General features: G+C 67.1%; 19 protein-coding genes. 9 read left to right on the top strand and 10 right to left on the bottom strand.

The annotated features are described in order from the left end of the window. Positions 1 to 21 precede the first annotated feature (21 nt). Complete coding sequence (locus D5084_RS15455; protein WP_128516406.1) at positions 22 to 831, bottom strand: heme-dependent oxidative N-demethylase family protein; 810 nt, start codon at positions 829 to 831, stop codon at positions 22 to 24. Positions 832 to 951: 120 nt separating this feature from the next. Here D5084_RS15455 and dddP point away from each other — a divergent pair, with 120 nt between their 5' ends. Continuing rightward, a complete protein-coding gene (gene dddP, locus D5084_RS15450; RefSeq protein WP_128516405.1) occupies positions 952 to 2286 on the top strand; it encodes a dimethylsulfonioproprionate lyase DddP in 1335 nt (444 codons plus the stop codon). A gap of 377 nt (positions 2287 to 2663) precedes the next feature. Here the strand turns inward: dddP and D5084_RS15445 are convergent, their stop codons facing one another. Continuing rightward, entirely contained in the window at positions 2664 to 3557 is an 894-nt protein-coding gene (locus D5084_RS15445) for an endonuclease/exonuclease/phosphatase family protein (RefSeq protein ID WP_128516404.1), read from the bottom strand. A 221-nt stretch (positions 3558 to 3778) separates the two neighbouring features. On the opposite strand from D5084_RS15445, the gene purB reads away from it, so the two are divergent. The 4 genes from purB to D5084_RS15430 all read left to right on the top strand — a co-directional run bounded on the left by purB (position 3779) and on the right by D5084_RS15430 (position 7054). Further along, complete coding sequence (purB, locus tag D5084_RS15440) at positions 3779 to 5083, top strand: adenylosuccinate lyase (RefSeq protein ID WP_128516403.1); 1305 nt, start codon at positions 3779 to 3781, stop codon at positions 5081 to 5083. Positions 5084 to 5188: 105 nt separating this feature from the next. Continuing rightward, positions 5189 to 5716 (top strand): tetratricopeptide repeat protein, encoded by a 528-nt coding sequence (locus D5084_RS15435; protein ID WP_354001230.1) that lies wholly within the window; start codon positions 5189 to 5191, stop codon positions 5714 to 5716. A 27-nt stretch (positions 5717 to 5743) separates the two neighbouring features. After that, positions 5744 to 5908, top strand: a complete 165-nt coding sequence (locus D5084_RS18565; RefSeq protein WP_187644694.1) for a hypothetical protein — start codon at positions 5744 to 5746, stop codon at positions 5906 to 5908. A gap of 69 nt (positions 5909 to 5977) precedes the next feature. After that, positions 5978 to 7054 carry a flagellar motor switch protein FliG gene (locus D5084_RS15430; RefSeq protein WP_128516401.1) on the top strand — a complete coding sequence of 359 codons (1077 nt, stop codon included), beginning with the start codon at positions 5978 to 5980 and terminating at the stop codon, positions 7052 to 7054. A gap of 45 nt (positions 7055 to 7099) precedes the next feature. Here the strand turns inward: D5084_RS15430 and D5084_RS15425 are convergent, their stop codons facing one another. Continuing rightward, positions 7100 to 7681 carry an outer membrane beta-barrel protein gene (locus D5084_RS15425; protein WP_128516400.1) on the bottom strand — a complete coding sequence of 194 codons (582 nt, stop codon included), beginning with the start codon at positions 7679 to 7681 and terminating at the stop codon, positions 7100 to 7102. A 165-nt stretch (positions 7682 to 7846) separates the two neighbouring features. Between D5084_RS15425 and D5084_RS15420 the strand changes: the two genes are divergently transcribed. Both D5084_RS15420 and D5084_RS15415 read left to right on the top strand, forming a co-directional pair. Continuing rightward, positions 7847 to 8737, top strand: a complete 891-nt coding sequence (locus tag D5084_RS15420) for a DMT family transporter (protein WP_128516399.1) — start codon at positions 7847 to 7849, stop codon at positions 8735 to 8737. 3 nt (positions 8738 to 8740) lie between these two features. Continuing rightward, complete coding sequence (locus D5084_RS15415) at positions 8741 to 9643, top strand: lysophospholipid acyltransferase family protein (protein WP_128516398.1); 903 nt, start codon at positions 8741 to 8743, stop codon at positions 9641 to 9643. Between the two features lie 90 nt (positions 9644 to 9733). On the opposite strand, the gene D5084_RS15410 is transcribed toward D5084_RS15415, so the two are convergent. Continuing rightward, positions 9734 to 10429 carry a DUF1223 domain-containing protein gene (locus D5084_RS15410; RefSeq protein ID WP_128516397.1) on the bottom strand — a complete coding sequence of 232 codons (696 nt, stop codon included), beginning with the start codon at positions 10427 to 10429 and terminating at the stop codon, positions 9734 to 9736. Positions 10430 to 10604: 175 nt separating this feature from the next. On the opposite strand from D5084_RS15410, the gene acnA reads away from it, so the two are divergent. Together acnA and D5084_RS18400 are read left to right on the top strand one after the other, a co-directional pair. Further along, positions 10605 to 13292 carry an aconitate hydratase AcnA gene (acnA, locus tag D5084_RS15405; RefSeq protein ID WP_128516396.1) on the top strand — a complete coding sequence of 896 codons (2688 nt, stop codon included), beginning with the start codon at positions 10605 to 10607 and terminating at the stop codon, positions 13290 to 13292. Between the two features lie 113 nt (positions 13293 to 13405). Further along, on the top strand, positions 13406 to 13543 hold the full coding sequence (locus tag D5084_RS18400) for a hypothetical protein (RefSeq protein ID WP_155523140.1): 138 nt from the start codon (positions 13406 to 13408) through the stop codon (positions 13541 to 13543). A gap of 149 nt (positions 13544 to 13692) precedes the next feature. Here the strand turns inward: D5084_RS18400 and D5084_RS15400 are convergent, their stop codons facing one another. The 6 genes from D5084_RS15400 to D5084_RS15375 form a co-directional block, all read right to left on the bottom strand. Further along, complete coding sequence (locus tag D5084_RS15400) at positions 13693 to 14232, bottom strand: DsbE family thiol:disulfide interchange protein (protein ID WP_238382677.1); 540 nt, start codon at positions 14230 to 14232, stop codon at positions 13693 to 13695. Then, positions 14225 to 14386: a heme exporter protein CcmD gene (gene ccmD, locus D5084_RS15395; protein ID WP_128516395.1), complete on the bottom strand. Its 162-nt coding sequence runs from the start codon at positions 14384 to 14386 to the stop codon at positions 14225 to 14227. The genes D5084_RS15400 and ccmD overlap by 8 nt, the downstream gene beginning before the upstream one ends. Beyond that, positions 14383 to 15111: a heme ABC transporter permease gene (locus D5084_RS15390; protein ID WP_128516394.1), complete on the bottom strand. Its 729-nt coding sequence runs from the start codon at positions 15109 to 15111 to the stop codon at positions 14383 to 14385. The genes ccmD and D5084_RS15390 overlap by 4 nt, the downstream gene beginning before the upstream one ends. 55 nt (positions 15112 to 15166) lie before the next feature. Further along, positions 15167 to 15823, bottom strand: coding sequence for a heme exporter protein CcmB (ccmB, locus tag D5084_RS15385; protein WP_128516393.1), 657 nt, complete (start codon positions 15821 to 15823; stop codon positions 15167 to 15169). Between the two features lie 73 nt (positions 15824 to 15896). Further along, positions 15897 to 16511 (bottom strand): heme ABC exporter ATP-binding protein CcmA, encoded by a 615-nt coding sequence (gene ccmA / locus D5084_RS15380; protein ID WP_128516392.1) that lies wholly within the window; start codon positions 16509 to 16511, stop codon positions 15897 to 15899. Positions 16512 to 16556: 45 nt separating this feature from the next. Next, the gene (locus D5084_RS15375; protein ID WP_128516391.1) at positions 16557 to 18170 is read right to left on the bottom strand and encodes a N,N-dimethylformamidase beta subunit family domain-containing protein; all 1614 of its coding nucleotides are present in this window, start codon (positions 18168 to 18170) and stop codon (positions 16557 to 16559) included. Positions 18171 to 18189 lie beyond the last annotated feature (19 nt).

The following is an 18189-nucleotide window of genomic DNA, read 5'->3' as shown; positions in this document are numbered from 1 at the left end:
TCAGTCTCCGTTCGGAAAGGGTCAATGGACGGCCTCGCGCAGCGCGGCCAGCTCCTCGGCGCTGACCGTGGCCGCGTCCACGACGTAGTTATGGATGGTGAAGACCACGGCCCGCGTCACCGGCAGCCGCAAGAGGCACTGGCGTTCGCAGCGGATGAACACATGGTCCGACGGCTGCGGGCGTCTTTCGCCTTCGACCCTGGGCTGGTGCAGGGTGAAGTCGTCGTAGGTCAGGTAGTTCATCCGCCACAAGGGCTGGTCCGGCCGGATCGCATCGAACAGGCGGGCCACGCGTTTCGCCAGATCGGCGTCATAGACCGGGACCGGATCATGGATGCCCGTCAGCGGGCGGCCCAGCTTCTGGCTCAGGCTCCAGGAGGCCGGAAAACACAGGATGGCGCCGGTCAGCCGATACTCGGCCCCGTCCTGCTGCATCAGGCAGAGGTCCTCCTGCACCAGCCGGCCAAGGGTAAGAAGCGGCTGGGCGGGGTCAAGCGGCACGGTGATACCGTCGGGGCGGGTGGCGGAGCTGTCGGTCAGGGTGAAACCGGGGGCCGCGCGCAGCCAGTCAAGCGTTGTGGCGTAAAGCTCGTCGGCGGCCGGGCGGGCCTCGGGCAGCAGGGCGTGAACCGCCGATGCCCGCGCCGCGATCAGCCGGTCGCGCAGCGCCATCTGCGGGCCGTAGGCCTCATCCTGGCGCAGCCAGTCCTGCCCCTCGACCGGCAGGATACCCGGCAGGCGCCGCGTGCGCGGGTCAAGCCAGGGCAGATGCGGCAGGCGGTCCTGCAGGATGGGCCCGGTCTGTAGAATGTCTCGCGTCGGCTTGGCCATGGCGGTCTTTGACCATGGGCCGCGCGGGGGTGCAACCAACACATTTGCGACCCCGCGCGTCGCGGATGGAGAAGCGGCGGATCGTCGCCCGGGCAGTCTGGGGGAAAGGAAAGGCGCCTCATGGACTATCACCGGGACCGCCGGAAGATCGACCCGACGCGAGGGGCGGCTCTGGGCGACGGGACGCCGAACGACAACGACCGGGTCGAAATCGGGCCGACGCAACTGGCCTTCGCGGAATGGGCGGCGGCGGGGTTGGACCTGCCGAACCTGGCGCGGATGCGCGAGGACCGCTGGAAGCGGCTGGTGGCGGGGCTGGTGGCGCGCGACTATGGCGGGTTGCTGATGTTCGATCCCCTGAACATCCGCTATGCGACCGACACCACGAACATGCAGCTGTGGAACACCCACAACCCGTTCCGGGCCTGCCTTCTGTGCGCCGATGGCCACATGGTGATGTGGGAATACAAGAACTCGCCCTTCCTCGTGACGTTCAACCCCCTGGTGAAGGAACTGCGGTCGGGGGCGACGTTCTTCTACAATTCCACCGGCGACCGGGGGCAGCAGGCGGCGCAGGGCTTCGCGCGCCAGGTGGACGAGGTGATGCGGGACCATGCGGGGACCAACCGGCGGCTGGCGGTGGACAAGATCATGGTCCACGGCCTGCGCGCGCTGGAGGCGATCGGGTTCGTGGTGGAGGAAGGCGAGGAGGTGACGGAACGGGTGCGCGCGGTCAAGACGCCGGACGAGATCCTGGCGATGCGCTGCGCCCACCATGCCTGCGAGGCCGGGATCGCCGAGATGGAGGCCTTCACGCGGGCCAATGTGCCCTCGGGCACCGTCTCGGAGGATGCGATCTGGGCCGAGCTTCACGCCGCCAACATCCGCCGCGGGGGAGAGTGGATCGAGACGCGGCTGCTGGCCTCCGGGCCCCGGACGAACCCGTGGTTTCAGGAATGCGGGCCGCGGATCGTGCAGCCGAACGAGATCGTGGCCTTCGATACCGACCTGATCGGCGCTTACGGCTTCTGCATCGACATCAGCCGGACCTGGTGGGTGGGCGACGCGCGGCCCTCGAACGCGATGGTGTCGGCCTTTCACCACGCGCTCGACCACATCGCCGACCACAAGGCACGCCTGAAGCCCGGCGTCACCATCGAGGAGCTGGTGATGGAAGGGCACCAGCTTGCCCCGGAATACTGGGCGCAGAAGTATTCCTGCAAGATGCACGGTGTCGGGCTTTGTGACGAATGGCCCTATGTCCACTATCCCGACGGCTGGATGCCCGGTGCCTTCGATGCGGCGCTGGAGCCGGGGATGGTGCTCTGCGTAGAGGCGCTGGTCTCGCCCGAGGGCGGCGATTTCTCGATCAAGCTGGAGGATCAGGTGCTGATCACCGAAACGGGCTGCGAGACGCTGACGCGCTATCCGTTCGACGACAGGTTGATGGGGTGACGAAACCCGACCGCGTCACAGCTTCGGAGTCTTGTCGGCGAGGACGCCGGCGAGGAGGGACGAAGTCACCGAAAGGCGGTTCCTGGGGCGAAGGCAAGTCTTGACAAATCCCTGACAACCACAGACAAACCATTGAAATCATTGACATCGGCAACCTGACCACGCGCGGGCAGGTTACAGGTCCGCAGATCGGCCCACGCTCAGGTCCCCGCTTTGCGAGGGGAACCGCACCTCCATCCCCCGCACCTCGCCCCCATAGCAGGCGGCCGGGTCCGAGGGCCGCCAGACCGAGCAATTCCGGTCCCCCCGTCGACGACACAGCCCAGGCCCCTCCCATCGACCGCGCCGGTCAAGCCCGCGTGAAGGCCGGGCAGGTCTCAGATCCCGACTTCGGCGAAGAGGCCCAGATGGTCCGACCCGAACGCTCCGCGCGGGATGACCCTGCCGCCGCGAGTGGCGAAGACGTGGTCGATGGGCAGGCGGAACAGGTCCGACAGCCCGACATAGGTGCCGAAGGTCGGCCCCGCCGGGCGCAGCGTGAGGATGTCGGCCATCCGCGAGACCGAGTTCGCCCAGCGCACCATGTTGAAATCGCCCGCCATGATCGCCGGCCCCTCGATCCGGTCCAGGACGGGCAGCAGAAGCTCGACATGGTCGGCCTGGCCATAGGGCCAGGGCCAGTGCAGATGAACCGAGGCCAGCCAGATCCGGTCCTGCGCCTCGTTCCCGGCCACGACCTGCATCACGGCCAGTCCGGGCGCGCAGAAGGCGGTGCCCTCGACCGGGGTCAGCCGCGTCAGGATCGCCGTCCCGCCGACGCGGCTGCCGGGGCAGACGTGCTGGTGCGGATAGGCATCCTTCAGCGCCGCAAGCAGCGCGAGGTTCGGCTCCGACACTTCCTGCAAGGTCACGATCTGCGGCGCCATGGCGCGGATGTCGGCCTCAAGCGCGGGCAGCTCGGCATTCCGGTACAGCATGTTCTTCTGATAGACCGAATAGGGCCCCGGCAGGCCCGGCCAGGAATAGGCCAGAAGCACCTGCCCGCCCGTCAGCATCGCCAGCAGCATCGAGACGAAGGCTGCCATCCGCAGCCCGGCAAAGGTGGCGGCGACGGCCAGAACCAGAATCGCCACGGCGGCAATCCCGCGCCCCACTGCAAGCGAATCCCCCAAGGGGTGCAACCAGCCAAGATAGCCCCCGGCCAGCAAAAGCACCGCCAGCAACAGGGCTGCCCCGATCACGCCCTGGCCGATCCTGCTGTCTTCGTACATCGTCGTCCTTCATTCCATGTCACGCCCGATGCAGCGCGGGGCCGCCTCGGGTCACGCCCCTATCTGACCAACCACTACGGCATAATTGCGTTTTGGCCTTGGCAACAGTTCGGTCTTTGTCCGTCGGACGCCGGACGGTCCGATGCGGCCGTTCGTGCCTTGCACCATGCCCTCACGCGGCGTAAGGGGACGCGAGTTTTCCCTGCCCTATAGGCCCTGCGATGATCCCGCGCTATTCCCGCCCCGAGATGGTGGCGATCTGGTCCCCGGAAACCCGCTTCAGGATCTGGTTCGAGATCGAAGCCCACGCCTGCGACGCCCAGGCCGCCCTTGGCGTGATCCCCAAGGCCAATGCCGAAGCCGTCTGGCGCGCGAAGGATGTGACCTTCGACGTGGCCCGGATCGACGAGATCGAGGCGGTGACCAAGCACGACGTGATCGCCTTCCTCACGCATCTGGCCGAACATATCGGGGCCGAGGACGCGCGCTTCGTCCATCAGGGCATGACCTCGTCGGACGTGCTGGACACCACGCTGAACATCCAGCTGGTGCGGGCGGCGGACCTGCTGCTCAAGGGACTTGACCGGGTGCTAGCCGCGCTGAAAACCCGCGCCTACGAGCACAAGGATACCATCCGCATCGGGCGCAGCCACGGTATCCACGCGGAACCCACGACAATGGGCCTGACCTTCGCCCGCTTCTATGCCGAGATGAAGCGCAACCGCGAACGGCTTGAAAACGCACGGAAAGAGGTTGCGACCGGCGCAATCTCCGGCGCCGTGGGAACCTTCGCCAACATCGACCCGCGCGTGGAAGAGCATGTCTGCAGGATGCTGGGCCTGACGCCCGAGCCGATCAGCACGCAGGTGATCCCGCGCGACCGGCATGCGATGTTCTTCGCCACGCTTGGGGTGATCGCCTCCTCCATCGAGAACGTCGCCATCGAGATCCGTCACATGCAGCGGACCGAGGTGCTGGAGGCCGAGGAGTTCTTCTCGCCCGGCCAGAAAGGGTCCAGCGCCATGCCGCACAAACGCAATCCCGTGCTGACCGAGAACCTCACCGGCCTTGCGCGTCTGGTGCGGATGGCGGTGGTCCCGGCGCTGGAGAACGTGGCGCTGTGGCATGAGCGGGACATCTCGCACAGTTCGGTCGAGCGGATGATCGGCCCGGACACGACGATCACGCTGGATTTCGCCCTGCATCGTCTGGCGGGCGTCATCGAAAAGCTGGTGGTCTACCCGGAAAACATGCTGAAGAACCTGAACAGGTTCAAGGGACTGGTGATGTCTCAGCGCGTGCTTCTGGCGCTGACCCAGGCGGGCGTCAGCCGCGAGGACGCCTATCGCCTGGTGCAACGAAACGCGATGAAGGTCTGGGAAAAGGGCGCGGATTTCAAGACCGAGCTTCTGGCCGACCCCGAGGTGACGGCAGTGCTGTCGCCTGCCGAGATCGAGGAGAAGTTCGACCTTGGCTACCATACCAGGCATGTGGACACGATCTTTGCCCGGGTTTTCGGCTCTTGACGAAAGCGTGATCGGCCTCTTGAAACCGGGCCCTAATTTGCGGTCTTGATTGCGCGCCGATCGTGCTACCTTTTCAGAAAATTTCCGAAAGGTGCAACGATGCGCATGATCCTTGCTGCCGCCTTCCTTCTTACGCCCTGCGCGGCCTTTGCGGCGGGCAGCGATGACAGCGCGCCGCCCGTGCCGACCGAAACCACCACCCAATGCGAAAAGGGCACGGTCTGGGACGAAAAGACCAGGGCTTGCGTGAAGGCCGATGATAGCAGCCTGAACGACGACCAGCGCTTTGGCGCGGTGCGCGAGCTGGCCTATGCCGGGCGCTATGAAGACGCCAAGCTCGTGCTTGCCGCGATGACCGAGGGCGAGACCAGCCGGGTGATGACCTACCGCGGCTTCCTTCTGCGCCAGACCGGCCAGATCGAGGCCGGGATCGCCGCCTACGAACGCGCCATTGCGCTGGACCCGGCCAACAACCTTGCGCGCAGCTATTACGGCCAGCTTCTGGTCCAGATGGACGAGATGGCGCTGGCCAGGGCGCAGCTTGACCAGATCCGCGCGCATGGCGGTGCGGGAAGCTGGGCCGAACAGTCGCTCGCCACCGCCATCACGACCGGAGTGACCTACACCTTCTGACCCCGACCCAACCCCAAGGAGGATCCGATGAAATCAGCAAGCTTGCTCGCCGTGCTCGCCCTTTCCATCCTGCCAGGCCTCGCCGCCGCGAATTGCCGTGGCGAGCACATCGACCAGACAGCCGCCAGCTGCACCCCCGGGATGGTCTGGGACAGCGCCAAGGGCACCTGCGTCGAGAAACCGACCAGCTGAGGGATGCGGTCAAGGCTCCGTTAACCCGGGGCTGCGAGGGTTCCCGTCACAGGAATCGATGAGGACCCGATGCCCCAGGACATGGTGCCCCTTGCCCGGATCACCCCCGAACGCCGGATCTCCACGGTCCCGCCGCTTCCCCGGCGGGTTCTGACCCCGCGACAGAAGGCGGCGGTGATCGTGCGCTATCTTCTGACCGAAGGCAGCTCGCTGCCCCTGGCGTCACTGCCCGAACACATGCAGGCCGCGCTGGCCGAACAGATGGGTCAGATGCGGCTGATCGACCGCGCCACGCTGGACGAGGTGGTGGGCGAATTTCTCGCCGAACTGGAATCGGTCGGCCTCGCCTTCCCCGGCGGGATCGAGGGCGCGCTGTCCATGATGGACGGGCATATCTCGCAATCGGCCGCCTCCCGCCTGCGGCGGATGGCGTCGGCCTCGTCCAAGATCGACCCGTGGGAGCGGATCATGGCCCTGCCCCCCGACCGGCTGATGCCCATCCTCCTGAACGAGGCGGTCGAGGTCGGCGCCGTGATGCTGTCGAAATTGCCCGTGGGCCGCGCGGCCGAGCTTCTGGGCAAGCTGCCGGGCGAACGCGCGCGACGCGTGGCCTATGCGGTGTCGCTGACCGGCAACGTCGATCCCGAAACCGTCCGCCGGATCGGAGCGGCGCTTCTGGCCGAACTGGACAACCAGCCGCCCAGGGCCTTTGACCAGGGTCCGGTCGAACGGGTTGGCGCAATCCTGAACGTCTCGCCCTCGCTGACCCGCGACGATGTGCTTGAAGGGCTGGAGGCAGAAGATGCCGCCTTTGCCGCCGAGGTCAGGAAGGCGATCTTCACCTTCGCCCATATCCCCACACGCCTCAACCCGCGCGACGCGCCGAAGATCACCCGCCTGGTGGAACAGCCGAAACTGGTCACCGCGCTGGCCGCCGCGATGGGCAAGCCGGGGCTGGAAGAGGCGGCGGAGTTCATCCTTGCCAACATCTCGCAGCGCCTCGCCCAGGGCCTGCGCGAGGAAATGGGCGCCCGCGGAAAGGTCAAGGAAAAGGACGGCGAAGAGGCGATGACCGCGATCATCGCGGCGATCCGCACGCTGGAGGCGAGCGGAGAGATCACCCTGATCCAGCGGGAGGAGGACTGACCCCCGGCGGCAAGGCCCGGTTCGCGGGCCTTGCACGCGCAAGAGTCAGAACCGGTAATCGATGCGCAGCGCGACTTCGCGGTTGTCGAAATCGAAGGCCTCGTCGAAGCCGTCCTTCTTCTCGACCAGATATTCCAGCCCGACCACGACCTTTCCTGCCGCGCCCAGCGCGACCCGCGCGCCGAGGCCGTAGTTCATCAGCGTATCCGAATAGGCGGGTGTCTGGTTCACGTCATAGCGCGTCATCCCGACGAAGGCATAGGGCAGCACCCGCCCCGCGCCATAGCCACCGATCAGCTTCAGCCGGGCGGCATCCCAGTCGGCCGCCGGGGCGTCATCGCCGTAATCGCCCTTGGCAACAGCCAGTTCGCCCCCGAGGACGAACCCGCCCAGATCGCGCAGATAGCCCGCCTGCAGGCCGAAGCCCGAACTGCCGAAATCCGACGTCCCGTCGTTCAGCGTGCCGCTTGTCGCACTGACACCGACATAGAACCCGGTCCAGTCGAAATCCGGGGTCCCGGCCGCAGCCGGAGCCGCCACCACCGGATCTTCGGCCACCACGACCGGCCCGCCCGCCTGGGCCGCACCCGCCGCCAGGACAAGCGCCGCAGCAATTGCAATCTTCATCTTATCTCTCCAATAAGGTCATCAATCCGATCAGAATACCGCAAGTTTCACGCAGGGAAAGGCAAGAAACCCGGCTTCCTGTTTCCGGCAGGGGAACAGTCCCGAGGGATCGTCGCAGGGATCCACCCGCTTGCAGGCGACGGGGCAAGGCTCTAGACCCGGGCCATGTCCGCCGCAAACCTGTCCCACGTCACGCGTGGCGTGGCCTTGATGATCCTCGCGATCTTCCTCTTCACCGCCATGGATGCCACCGCCAAGGGCCTGATCGACCGCTATCCGGCCCCGCAGGTGATCTGGGTCCGCTTTGCCGGGCAGCTGCTGCTGGTTCTTCTGCTCCTGCGCCACCACCTCGGCCCGGTGCTGCGGACGCGCTTTCCGGTGCTGCATTTCTGGCGGTCGGCGGCGCAGTTCGGGGCGACGACCTTCTTCTTTCTCTCGCTTGGCCATATCGGCCTGGCCGAGGCGACGGCTGTCGCCGACACCAATCCGGTCCTCATCACCCTGGGCGCCGCGCTGTTTCTGGGCGAAAGGCTGGGCCCGCGCCGCATCGCCGGGGTTGTCGTGGCACTTGCCGGCGCGCTGATCGTGATCCGGCCGGGCGCGGGGGTCTTCAGCTGGGCCGCGATCCTGCCGCTTCTCTGCGCGGTCTCCTACGCGGCATCGGCGCTCCTGACCCGAAAGATCGGCGCGCAGGAAAGCGTCTGGGCCTCGATGGTCTATGCCGCGCTGTTCGGCACCGTCGTCGCCGGGACCGCCCTGCCCTTCGTCTGGGAGCCGGTGGCCGGCGAGGATCTGTGGAAATTCGGGCTGATCGCCTGCCTTGGCACCGGCGCGCAGCTTTGCATCATCCGCAGCTTCTCGATCACCGAGGCGGGGATCGTCGCGCCCTTCGCCTATCTCGGGATCGTCTTCGCCACCGTCTGGGGCGCGGTGCTGTACGACCAGTGGCCGGACCGCTGGACGGTGATCGGTGCGCTTGTGATCGTGGCGGCGGGTCTCTATGTCTGGCACCGCGAAACCCGCCTTGCCTCGCAAAGCAGCACACACGGCACCTGATCCATGGCCAAAGCGCCCGATTTCCACCTTCGCCACTGGCTGCAGGACCGCGCGCTGCGTGGGCTGATCTGGTTGCTTCTGCGCCTGCCCTATCGCTGGCGGGTGCCGCTGTGCGGCTGGGTCCTGTCCCGCATCATCGCCCCCTTGGCAGGCTACCGGCAACGCATCCGGGACAACCTCGCCCTCGTCCTGCCCGACCTGCCCCCGGCCGAGGTGGAGCGGATCGCGCGCGCCGTGCCCGACAATGTGGGCCGCACCGTGATCGAGATCTATTCCGGGCCCGAGTTCATCGCCCGCGCCGCCAGTCATCCGTTGACCGGCCAGGGCGTGGCGGCGCTGGAAGAGGCCCACAAGGTCGGCCGGCCGGTGATCCTGGTCACGGGCCATTTCGGCAACTACGACGCCAGCCGCGCCGCGCTGATCTCGCGCGGCTATCGGGTCGGCGCGCTGTACATGCCGATGACGAACCGGCATTTCAACGAACACTACGTCCGGGCGATCTCGCGGATCGGCACGCCGGTCTTCCCGCGGGGCCGGGCCGGGCTGGCCGACATGGTGCGGCATCTGCGCTCGGGCGGGATGCTGGGGATGCTGGTTGACCAGCACATGGTGCATGGCGAGGCGCTGGACTTCTTCGGCCATCCGGCGCTGACCGCGCTTTCGGCGGCGGAACTGGCGCTGAGATACGACGCTCTGCTGGTGCCGACCTATGCCGTGCGCCAGCCGGACGGGCTGTCCTTCCGTATCATCGTCGAACCGCCGATCCCGCACGGCACGCCCCAGGCGATGACCCAGGCGCTGAATGACAGCCTCGAAGCGCTGGTGCGCCAGAACATCGACCAGTGGTTCTGGATTCACCGGCGCTGGAAAGGGGGAAACAAGGCCGGGAAGACCGCCTCGCACTGATGCCGCTTCGGCCTGCCGGACCTCGTCCCCCGGCCCGTCCGGGGACCAGCCTGCCCGACATCCCCGGCAACAGGGATCGCAGGCGCGCGCTCAGTCCACCCGGGCCGCCGCCAGGATTTCGGACGGGCCGTCCTCCTGCACGATCACCGCGCCCGGCTCATCCCCGGCGAAGGGGGCCGAAACCTCCAGCGGTTCCCGGCCGGACCAGTCCTCGAGCATTTCCCACGAGGTGACGATGTTGGTGTAGGTGATCGTCTTGCCGGCATTCTCGCCGCGCTCGATCGTCACCGTCTCTCGCGGCTTGTAGCGCACCAGCTGCACCCGGACGGGTTCGGTCAGCGGAGGATCGGCCTCGGCCCGGATCACCACCCGGTCGCCCTTGCGCGTCACCGTCAGTTGCACCGGCGTTCCCGCCGCAAGATGCGCACGCAGCCGGTCGGCGGTCTCTTCCGGGGCGAAGCCCTCGATGCGGTCCGCCCCGCCGATGATCAGCTGCGGCGTGTAGATCGTCCGCGACCCGATCGCGCGGGCATAGGCCCGCTGGCGGTCGGTGAACTTGGCATGGGCGAACTTGTCCTCCCAGCCGATGTAGTCCCAATAGTCGACATGCAGCGCCAAGGGCAGGATCTGCGGGTTCGACGCCAGCATCGCCACGAATTCGTCTGCCGGCGGACAGGAGGAACAGCCTTGCGAGGTGTACAACTCGACCACGACCACCGGCTCGGCCTGCAAGGGCGCCGCGGCCGCAAGCCAGAGCCCGCAAGCAGCACTGACGAAATGTCGCATGATGGCTATCCTGATCCTTGTCCCCCCTGCGTTATAGGGAGGCCCGCAGACACGAGCCAATCAAGGTTTTGCGAGAGACCTGACATTTGCTGTAGGAAAGCCACACCGCAGGGCTGGATATTCGGCATACAATGGTATACTGAGTATCAGCAACCGCCTTCCCAGGGAGCCAGAGATGACCGTCACCGTTGGACATGACCTTTCGAAGACCCGCAAGACCCTGACCGCAGGGGGCCAGACGGTCCACTACTACTCGATCCCGGCGGCCGAGGCCGCGGGTCTGGGCGAATTCTCGCGCCTTCCGGCCTCGCTGAAGGTGGTGCTGGAGAACATGCTGCGCTTCGAGGACGGCAAGACCGTCACCGTCGATGACATCCGCGCCTTTTCCACCTGGGGCGCGAACGGCGGCCAGAACCCGATCGAGATCGCCTATCGCCCCGCCCGCGTCTTGATGCAGGATTTCACCGGCGTTCCGGCCGTGGTGGACCTTGCCGCGATGCGCGACGGGATCAAGGGCCTGAAGGGCTCGGCCGCGAAGATCAACCCTCTGGTCCCTGTCGATCTTGTCATCGACCACTCGGTGATGATCGACGAATTCGGCCACCCCCGCGCCTTCCAGATGAACGTGGACCGCGAGTATGAGCGGAACATGGAGCGGTATGTCTTCCTGAAATGGGGGCAGAAGGCCTTCAACAACTTCCGCGTCGTGCCGCCCGGCACCGGCATCTGCCATCAGGTCAACCTGGAATACCTTGCCCAGACCGTCTGGACCGACACCGACCAGAACGGCGAGACCGTGGCCTACCCCGACACGCTGGTCGGCACCGACAGCCACACCACCATGATCAACGGCCTCGCGGTCCTCGGCTGGGGCGTCGGCGGGATCGAGGCCGAGGCGGCGATGCTGGGCCAGCCCGTGTCCATGCTGATCCCCGAGGTCGTCGGCTTCAAGCTGACCGGCCAGATGCGCGAAGGCACCACGGCCACGGACCTGGTGCTGAAGGTCGTGCAGATGCTGCGCAAGCATGGCGTGGTGAACAAGTTCGTCGAATTCTACGGCGAGGGGCTGGACCATCTGCCGCTGGCCGACCGCGCCACCATCGCCAACATGGCGCCCGAATATGGTGCCACCTGCGGCTTCTTCCCCGTGGACGACGAAACGCTGCGCTATCTGCACATGACCGGCCGGGACGAGGGGCGCATCGCGCTGGTCGAGGCTTACGCCAAGGCGCAGGGCATGTGGCGCGGGCCCGATTACGACCCGATCTACACCTCGACCCTGCACCTCGACATGGGCGAGATCGTCCCCGCCATCTCGGGCCCCAAACGCCCGCAGGACTATCTGCCGCTGACCGAGGCCAAGGCCAGCTTTGCCAAGGAGATGGAGGCAAGCTTCAAGCGCCCGATGGGCGTCGAGGTTGCGGTGGAGGGGCAGGATTACAAGCTGTCGTCGGGCAAGGTCGTGATCGCCTCGATCACCTCCTGCACCAACACCTCGAACCCCTATGTGATGATCGGCGCGGGGCTCGTGGCGCGGAAGGCCCGTGCTCTGGGTCTGAACCGCAAGCCCTGGGTCAAGACCTCGCTTGCCCCCGGATCGCAGGTCGTGTCCGAATACCTGAACGCCGCCGGGTTGCAGGAAGACCTCGACGCCGTGGGCTTCAACCTGGTCGGCTACGGCTGCACCACCTGCATCGGCAACTCCGGCCCGTTGCAGCCGGAAATCTCCAAGGCCATCGCCGAGGGCGACCTGGTCGCCGCAGCCGTCCTCTCGGGCAACCGCAACTTCGAGGGCCGGATTTCCCCGGACGTCCGCGCCAACTACCTGGCATCGCCGCCCCTGGTCGTGGCCTACGCGCTGGCGGGCGACATGAACATCGACCTGACCACCGAACCGCTCGGCACCGGGTCGAACGGCCAGCCGGTCTACCTGAAGGACATCTGGCCGACGAACAAGGAAATCGCCGACATCGTCCATGCGGTCGTCACGCGCGAGGCCTTCCAGAAGAAATACGCCGATGTGTTCAAGGGCGATGCGAAATGGCAGGCCGTGCAGGTCACGGATTCGGAAACCTACGACTGGCCGCCGAGCTCGACCTACATCCAGAACCCGCCCTATTTCCGGGGCATGTCGCCCAGGCCCGGCGTCATCCGCAACATCACCGGCGCGCGGATCCTTGCGCTTCTGGGCGACATGATCACCACCGACCACATCAGCCCGGCAGGGTCTTTCAAGGCCTCGACTCCCGCCGGCAAGTATCTGACCGAACGGGGTGTTCCGGTTTCCGAGTTCAACAGCTACGGCGCCCGGCGCGGCAATCATGAGGTGATGATGCGCGGCACCTTCGCCAACATCCGCATCCGGAACGAGATGCTGGATGGCGTCGAAGGCGGCTACACCAAGGGACCGGACGGGCAGCAGACCTCGATCTACGACGCCTCGATGGCCTATCAGGCGCAGGGCGTGCCGCTGGTGATCTTCGGCGGCATCGAATACGGCGCGGGGTCGTCGCGCGACTGGGCGGCGAAGGGCACGGCGCTTCTGGGCGTCAAGGCCGTGATCGCCGAATCGTTCGAGCGCATCCACCGGTCGAACCTCGTCGGCATGGGGGTGATCCCGTTCGAGTTCACCAACGGCGACACCCGCAAGACCCTGGGCCTGACGGGGGATGAGGTGGTCAGCATCGGCGGGCTCGAGGGCGACCTGAAGCCGCTGTCGCTGGTCCCCTGCACCATCCGCTATGCCGACGGGACCGAGAAGACGATCCAGCTGAAATGCCGGATCGATACCGCCATCGAGATCGAATACGTCCAGAACGGCGGCGTGCTGCACTATGTGCTGCGGAACCTCGCCGCGGCTTGAGTTCGGAAACGGATTGTTTCCAGGGAAGGCCCGGGCAACGCCCGGGCTTTCACTTTTTGTTCTCAATTTCCAGCGCAGCCTTCGGGTATCCAACCAGCCAGAAGGCTTGCATCATGTCCGACCGTTTCCCGCCGCTGCGCCCGCAATCCGCGCTCACCCGTCAGGAGGCCCGATCCCTTCCGGTCCCTGCCCCTGTCGATCTCGCGCTCCTCGCCGCGCTGGCGCTGGTTGCAGCACTCGCTCTCCTCTGAGGCAACGCCCGTAGGGTGGGCCGTTCCCGCGCCCTTCGCGCGGGGTTGGCCCACAGCCGGTTCAGGTTAACCGATCCCGAACGCCCACAGCCAAACCCTTGATTTCATTGGCGCGGAAAATCTGCCCGGCGTGGGCAGTCAGTGGGCGCTCACCCGCCCGCCTTCAGTGCCTTCTCCAGCTCCGGCTTGAACCGGGTCTCGTAATCGGTCCCGACCAGGGGGCCGACAAAGCGGAACAGGACGGTCCCGTCACCGCCCACGATGAAGGTCTCGGGCGGGGCGGTGACCCCCCATTCCACCCGGTTGCGTCCCTGCGGATCGGTCGCGACGCCGATGAAGGGGTTGCCCTCCTCGGCAAGGTAGGCCGCCGCCTTCGCGTCGTCGTCCATGATGTTGACCCCGGCGACGCGGATACCGCGTGCGGCCATTTCCTTCAGGACGGGATGCTCGGCCCGGCACGGCGGGCACCAGGTGGCCCAGAAGTTGACCACCGTCACCTCGCCCGTCCGCAGATCGGCCCCGGTCAGTCCGGGAATGCCGGGCAACGCCGTCGCGGGCAGCACCGGGGCCTGCCTGCCGACGAAGACGGATTGCAGCTCTCCCGGATTGTCGCGGTACATCCCCGCGTAGAACAGCCCCGCCAGCCCCGCGAACAGGACCGGGGGCAGCACCATCAGCCATCTAGCCATCCGACTTCCCCTGCCGCGCCTCGACCTCGGAAAGGGCGCGCTTCATCCGGGCCGACTGCCACAGGGTCAGCGCCACCAGCGCCGCGATCAGCAGCGCCGTCGCCAGGTAGGACCCCAGCACCGCGACCGCATATTTCCCGAGATCCGGCATCATGCCACCCTCTCCCGCGCCAGAAGCGCCTTCAACCGCCGCGCGCGGATTTCCGTCCGGGTGCGCAGCAGGACCATCGTCACGAACAAGAGGACGAAGCCGGCGATGCAGATCACCAGGGGCAGCCAGAAGACGTCCGACACGTTCTCCTTCTTGTCCAGGCTGAGCGACGCCCCCTGGTGCAGCCCCTGGTTCCAGAACAGGACCGCATAGCGGCTGAGCAGCGCGAAGACCGAGCCCACCAGACACAGGATCGAGGTGAGGTCGGCCGCCGTGTCGGGGTCCTCGATCGCGGCCCAGAGCGCCATGTAGCCGAAATAGAACAGGGTCAGGATCAGGAACGAGGTCAGCCGCGGGTCCCAGGCCCACCAGGTGCCCCACATCGGCTGCCCCCAGAGCGCGCCCGTCACCAGTGCGATCAGGGTGAAGGTGAGGCCCACGGGGGCGGCGGCCTTGGCGGCCAGGGCGCTGACATGGTGACGGCGGACGATCCAGATCAGCGAGGTCACAAGCATCATCACCCAGGCATTGATCGCCATCATGGCCGAGGGGACATGCAGGTAGATGATCTTGACGGTCGAGCCCTGCTTGTAATCGTCCGGCGTGAAGAAGAAGCCCCAGACCAGGCCCGTGACCAGCAGCACCAGGGTCAACCCCACCGCCCAGGGCAAGGCCCGGGCCGAGAGTGCCATGAACTTCTTCGGGTTCGCATATTCCCAGATCGACATGGGGCGTTGCCTATCCTGTTCGCGGGTCCCGCTCAACACACCATCGCGCGAGACATCAGCGCAAATTGACGCGGATCGCGCTGGCGGCCGCAAAGGGAAGCAGCGCCGCCGCGCCCAGGCTGATCGCGGCCAGCAGCGCAAGCGGTGTCGCCAGCGCCATGTGCTCGGCCCCCCGACGCACGACCTCTCCCCCGAAGATCAGGGTCGGCACATAAAGCGGCAGGACCAGAAGGCTGAGAAGCAGACCGCCCCGGCGCAGGCCCACGGTCAGGGCGGCCCCGAAGGCCCCGATGATCGACAGCGCCGGAGTGCCGAGGAGAAGGCTCAGGACCAGCCAGGGGTAGCCCGCAGGCGGCAGGTTCAGGAAGATGGCGAGGCCGGGGGCGATCAGGGTCAGAGGCAGGCCCGTGACGATCCAGTGGGCCAGCGCCTTCACCGCCACCACGGCCTCCAGCGGGATCGGCGCGGTGGCCAGAAGGTCCAGCGAGCCGTCCTCATGGTCCAGCGCGAAGATGCGGTCGAGCGAGAGAAGGCAGGCGAGCAAGGCACCCACCCAGAGAATGCCGGGCGCGATGCGGGAAAGTGTGCCGCCCTCGGGCCCGACGCCCAGGGGGACAAGGACGGAAAGAAGGAAGAAGAAGGCAAGCCCAAGCCCGAAGCCACCGCCCGAGCGGAAGGCAAGCCTCAGATCGCGCAGGAGGAGCGCCTTCATGCCATCCCCCGCATTTGCCCTTTTCCGAAATACTCCCGCCGGAGGCTCCGACGGCTGGCCCGGGCGCGACGCATCATGTGAAAGCCTCGTCGAAGCCGGTGCTCTGGATCACCCGCGCGCGGTAGGGGCCGAGGTCGAGAACCCTCGCCTCGGGCAGGCCGAGGTCGACATGGGTGGCGATGACGGCCAGCCCTCCCGTCGCAAGATGGCCACGGACGGCATCGGCGAACATCGCAACCGAGGCGACGTCGAGGCTGACGGTGGGTTCGTCCAGCAGCCAGACCGGGCGGCCGGTGACCAGCAGGCGCGCAAGGCCGAGACGGCGTTTCTGGCCCGCAGAAAGCTCTCCGGCCCGGCGGCGGGTCAGCGGCGTCAGGTCCAGCGCCCGAAGCGCAGGGTCGATGGCGGGGCCGCCGTAGATGCGCGACCAGAAGCTCAGGTTTTCGCTGACCGTCAGCGTCGATTTCAGCCCGTCGGCATGAGCGGCGTAGGCCACGCTGTCTGCGGGCAGGTCGCAAGTCCCCTCGGCGGGCGGCTGCAGGCCGGCCAGCGTGCGCAGCAGCGTCGTCTTGCCCGATCCGTTCGGCCCGCGCAAGATCAGCGCCTCGCCGGGGGCCACGGTCAGCGTCAGGCCGCGCAGGACGGTCACGCCGCCTCGGGCAACGGCAAGGTTCGACAGGCTCAACATGGCGCAAGGCCTAGCCGATGATGCGCTTCGCGGAAAGGGGATTGCTCAACTGCCCCCCCAGTCGCCCAGAAGGAGGTTGCGCGTGACCACCTCGACCGGCCGCTCCCGTGCGATCAGGCCCGCGACCCATTCGCAGCTGGCGGCGTTGAACACCGCCCCCCCGCCCCGCCGGTATTCCGCCATGCAGCCGTTGCCCCGGCTGGCAAGGCCCAGGGTTTCGGGTGTGACCGCGCCGTGGATCGTCCGGGCGACCTCCTCGGCGTCGAGCGTGCCGATGAAGTGATCCATGTCGTGCCGCCCGGTATGATGGGCAAGCGTGGTGGCAGGCGACAGGGCAACGATGGTCAACTCGCCCTCAAGCCCGGTGTCGTGCGCGGGGTAAGGCAGGCCCTTGCGGATCTCGTAGTCGATCCCGTCCACCTCGTAGCCGAAGATTTTCGACGCCGCGCCAAGGACATCGCCGTAGCCAAGGCCCGTGCCCGCCAGCGACCAGTGGTCGGGGCGATAGATCGTGAAGCCGCCCGAGCCATGGGCGGCGCAGCGGCTCCAGCCGGCATAGACGCCCATGCTGCCGGTCAGGCCCATCGTGGCCACGGCCGGGCGGCGGGTGCGGGGGTGGTCCCAGTAGCTGGTGATCCGGTCCGTGGCGGCAAGCGGGTCCTCGGCCTCGGCGCGGGACTTGTGGCAGGTCTGGGTCAGAAGGTCGGCCGAAAGCCGCGTCTGCCAGAAGAAATTGCCGCCGAAGCGGGCCAGCTGGCCGCCCGCGTCGATCCAGGCGTCGAGGTGGTCGCGCATCTCCCAGGTCCAGTATTCGTCGTGGCCGACGATCACGGCCCGGCCATAGCCTTTCAGCAAGTCGGGGTCGGCGTGGAAGTCGTGCTGGGTCAGGTAATCCAGTGCGATGCCCTGCTCTTCGGCCCAAAGGGCGAAGGGGCGTTCAAAGGCGGCCCAGCCGGAGGAGGCGTATTTCTTCGAGAGGCCGTTTGCCCGGGCATGGTCCATGTGCGGATAGCGGGGGCGCGAGAGCAAGGGCGAGGCGTGCGGGATGCGCGGCGCGTCCTTGGGCCAGCGGACGAAGCCGGTGGCCCAGGGGCGATGCAGGCTGACCTCGGCCGCGAAATCGCCCCCGCCGGGGCCGCAGAGGCCCTGATAATGGTTCGACCCGCCCCAGTCGTTGTAGGCGCACCAGGTGCCGGTGGCGAGGAGGAGGGCGAGCTTCGCCGCGGGACGGGCGGGTTTCAGCACGAACATGCCTTGCGAGACATGGCCCTCGACCGCGAGCGTCACGGTATAGACCCCGCTGGGCCAGTGGTCCGGGATCGCCTGTTCGAAGGCGACTGGCCAGCCGCAGCCCTTGACCGAGCAGTCGGCGGGCGTGGGGGCAAAGGTCGTCGGGATCGTGGTGTCAAGGACGGTGACGGGCGTCCGCCCGTCCCGGGCGATGCTGAGCCGCGCCTGCCCTGCGGAGGACATGGCGTGCAGGCGCAGCGTCTGGCCCGGGCGATAGGAGAGCGCGGCGGTGTAGCCCCAGACCTGAGGGCGCGCGGGGTCGGCGGAGGCGGTCTCGTAATAATGCCCGGTGACGGGGTCGCCGTCGTCGTAGGGGCCGGGGACGAAGAAGCCCTGCATCCGTGCCTTCCCGTGGTTTTCGGGCAGCATCGGGGGGCAGAGGGCCGAA

It is taken from the genome of Tabrizicola thermarum (assembly GCF_003574395.1).
Taxonomy (GTDB): Bacteria; Pseudomonadota; Alphaproteobacteria; order Rhodobacterales; family Rhodobacteraceae; genus Tabrizicola; species Tabrizicola thermarum.
The sequence above is the reverse complement of the archived record's forward strand: the minus strand, read 5'-3'. Positions and strand labels throughout refer to the sequence as shown.

Coding starts and splice junctions, on each gene's coding strand:
- D5084_RS15445 (WP_128516404.1), bottom strand. CDS start 3,557: ATGTACGAAGACAGCAGGATCGGCCAGGGCGTGATCGGGGCAGCCCTG.
- dddP (WP_128516405.1), top strand. CDS start 952: ATGGACTATCACCGGGACCGCCGGAAGATCGACCCGACGCGAGGGGCG.
- D5084_RS15390 (WP_128516394.1), bottom strand. CDS start 15,111: ATGTCGATCTGGGAATATGCGAACCCGAAGAAGTTCATGGCACTCTCG.
- D5084_RS15420 (WP_128516399.1), top strand. CDS start 7,847: ATGTCCGCCGCAAACCTGTCCCACGTCACGCGTGGCGTGGCCTTGATG.
- D5084_RS15455 (WP_128516406.1), bottom strand. CDS start 831: ATGGCCAAGCCGACGCGAGACATTCTACAGACCGGGCCCATCCTGCAG.
- purB (WP_128516403.1), top strand. CDS start 3,779: ATGATCCCGCGCTATTCCCGCCCCGAGATGGTGGCGATCTGGTCCCCG.
- D5084_RS15430 (WP_128516401.1), top strand. CDS start 5,978: ATGCCCCAGGACATGGTGCCCCTTGCCCGGATCACCCCCGAACGCCGG.
- D5084_RS15425 (WP_128516400.1), bottom strand. CDS start 7,681: ATGAAGATTGCAATTGCTGCGGCGCTTGTCCTGGCGGCGGGTGCGGCC.
- D5084_RS18400 (WP_155523140.1), top strand. CDS start 13,406: ATGTCCGACCGTTTCCCGCCGCTGCGCCCGCAATCCGCGCTCACCCGT.
- ccmB (WP_128516393.1), bottom strand. CDS start 15,823: ATGAAGGCGCTCCTCCTGCGCGATCTGAGGCTTGCCTTCCGCTCGGGC.
- D5084_RS18565 (WP_187644694.1), top strand. CDS start 5,744: ATGAAATCAGCAAGCTTGCTCGCCGTGCTCGCCCTTTCCATCCTGCCA.
- D5084_RS15375 (WP_128516391.1), bottom strand. CDS start 18,170: ATGCTGCCCGAAAACCACGGGAAGGCACGGATGCAGGGCTTCTTCGTC.
- D5084_RS15435 (WP_354001230.1), top strand. CDS start 5,189: ATGATCCTTGCTGCCGCCTTCCTTCTTACGCCCTGCGCGGCCTTTGCG.
- ccmA (WP_128516392.1), bottom strand. CDS start 16,511: ATGTTGAGCCTGTCGAACCTTGCCGTTGCCCGAGGCGGCGTGACCGTC.
- D5084_RS15415 (WP_128516398.1), top strand. CDS start 8,741: ATGGCCAAAGCGCCCGATTTCCACCTTCGCCACTGGCTGCAGGACCGC.
- ccmD (WP_128516395.1), bottom strand. CDS start 14,386: ATGATGCCGGATCTCGGGAAATATGCGGTCGCGGTGCTGGGGTCCTAC.
- acnA (WP_128516396.1), top strand. CDS start 10,605: ATGACCGTCACCGTTGGACATGACCTTTCGAAGACCCGCAAGACCCTG.
- D5084_RS15400 (WP_238382677.1), bottom strand. CDS start 14,232: ATGGCTAGATGGCTGATGGTGCTGCCCCCGGTCCTGTTCGCGGGGCTG.
- D5084_RS15410 (WP_128516397.1), bottom strand. CDS start 10,429: ATGCGACATTTCGTCAGTGCTGCTTGCGGGCTCTGGCTTGCGGCCGCG.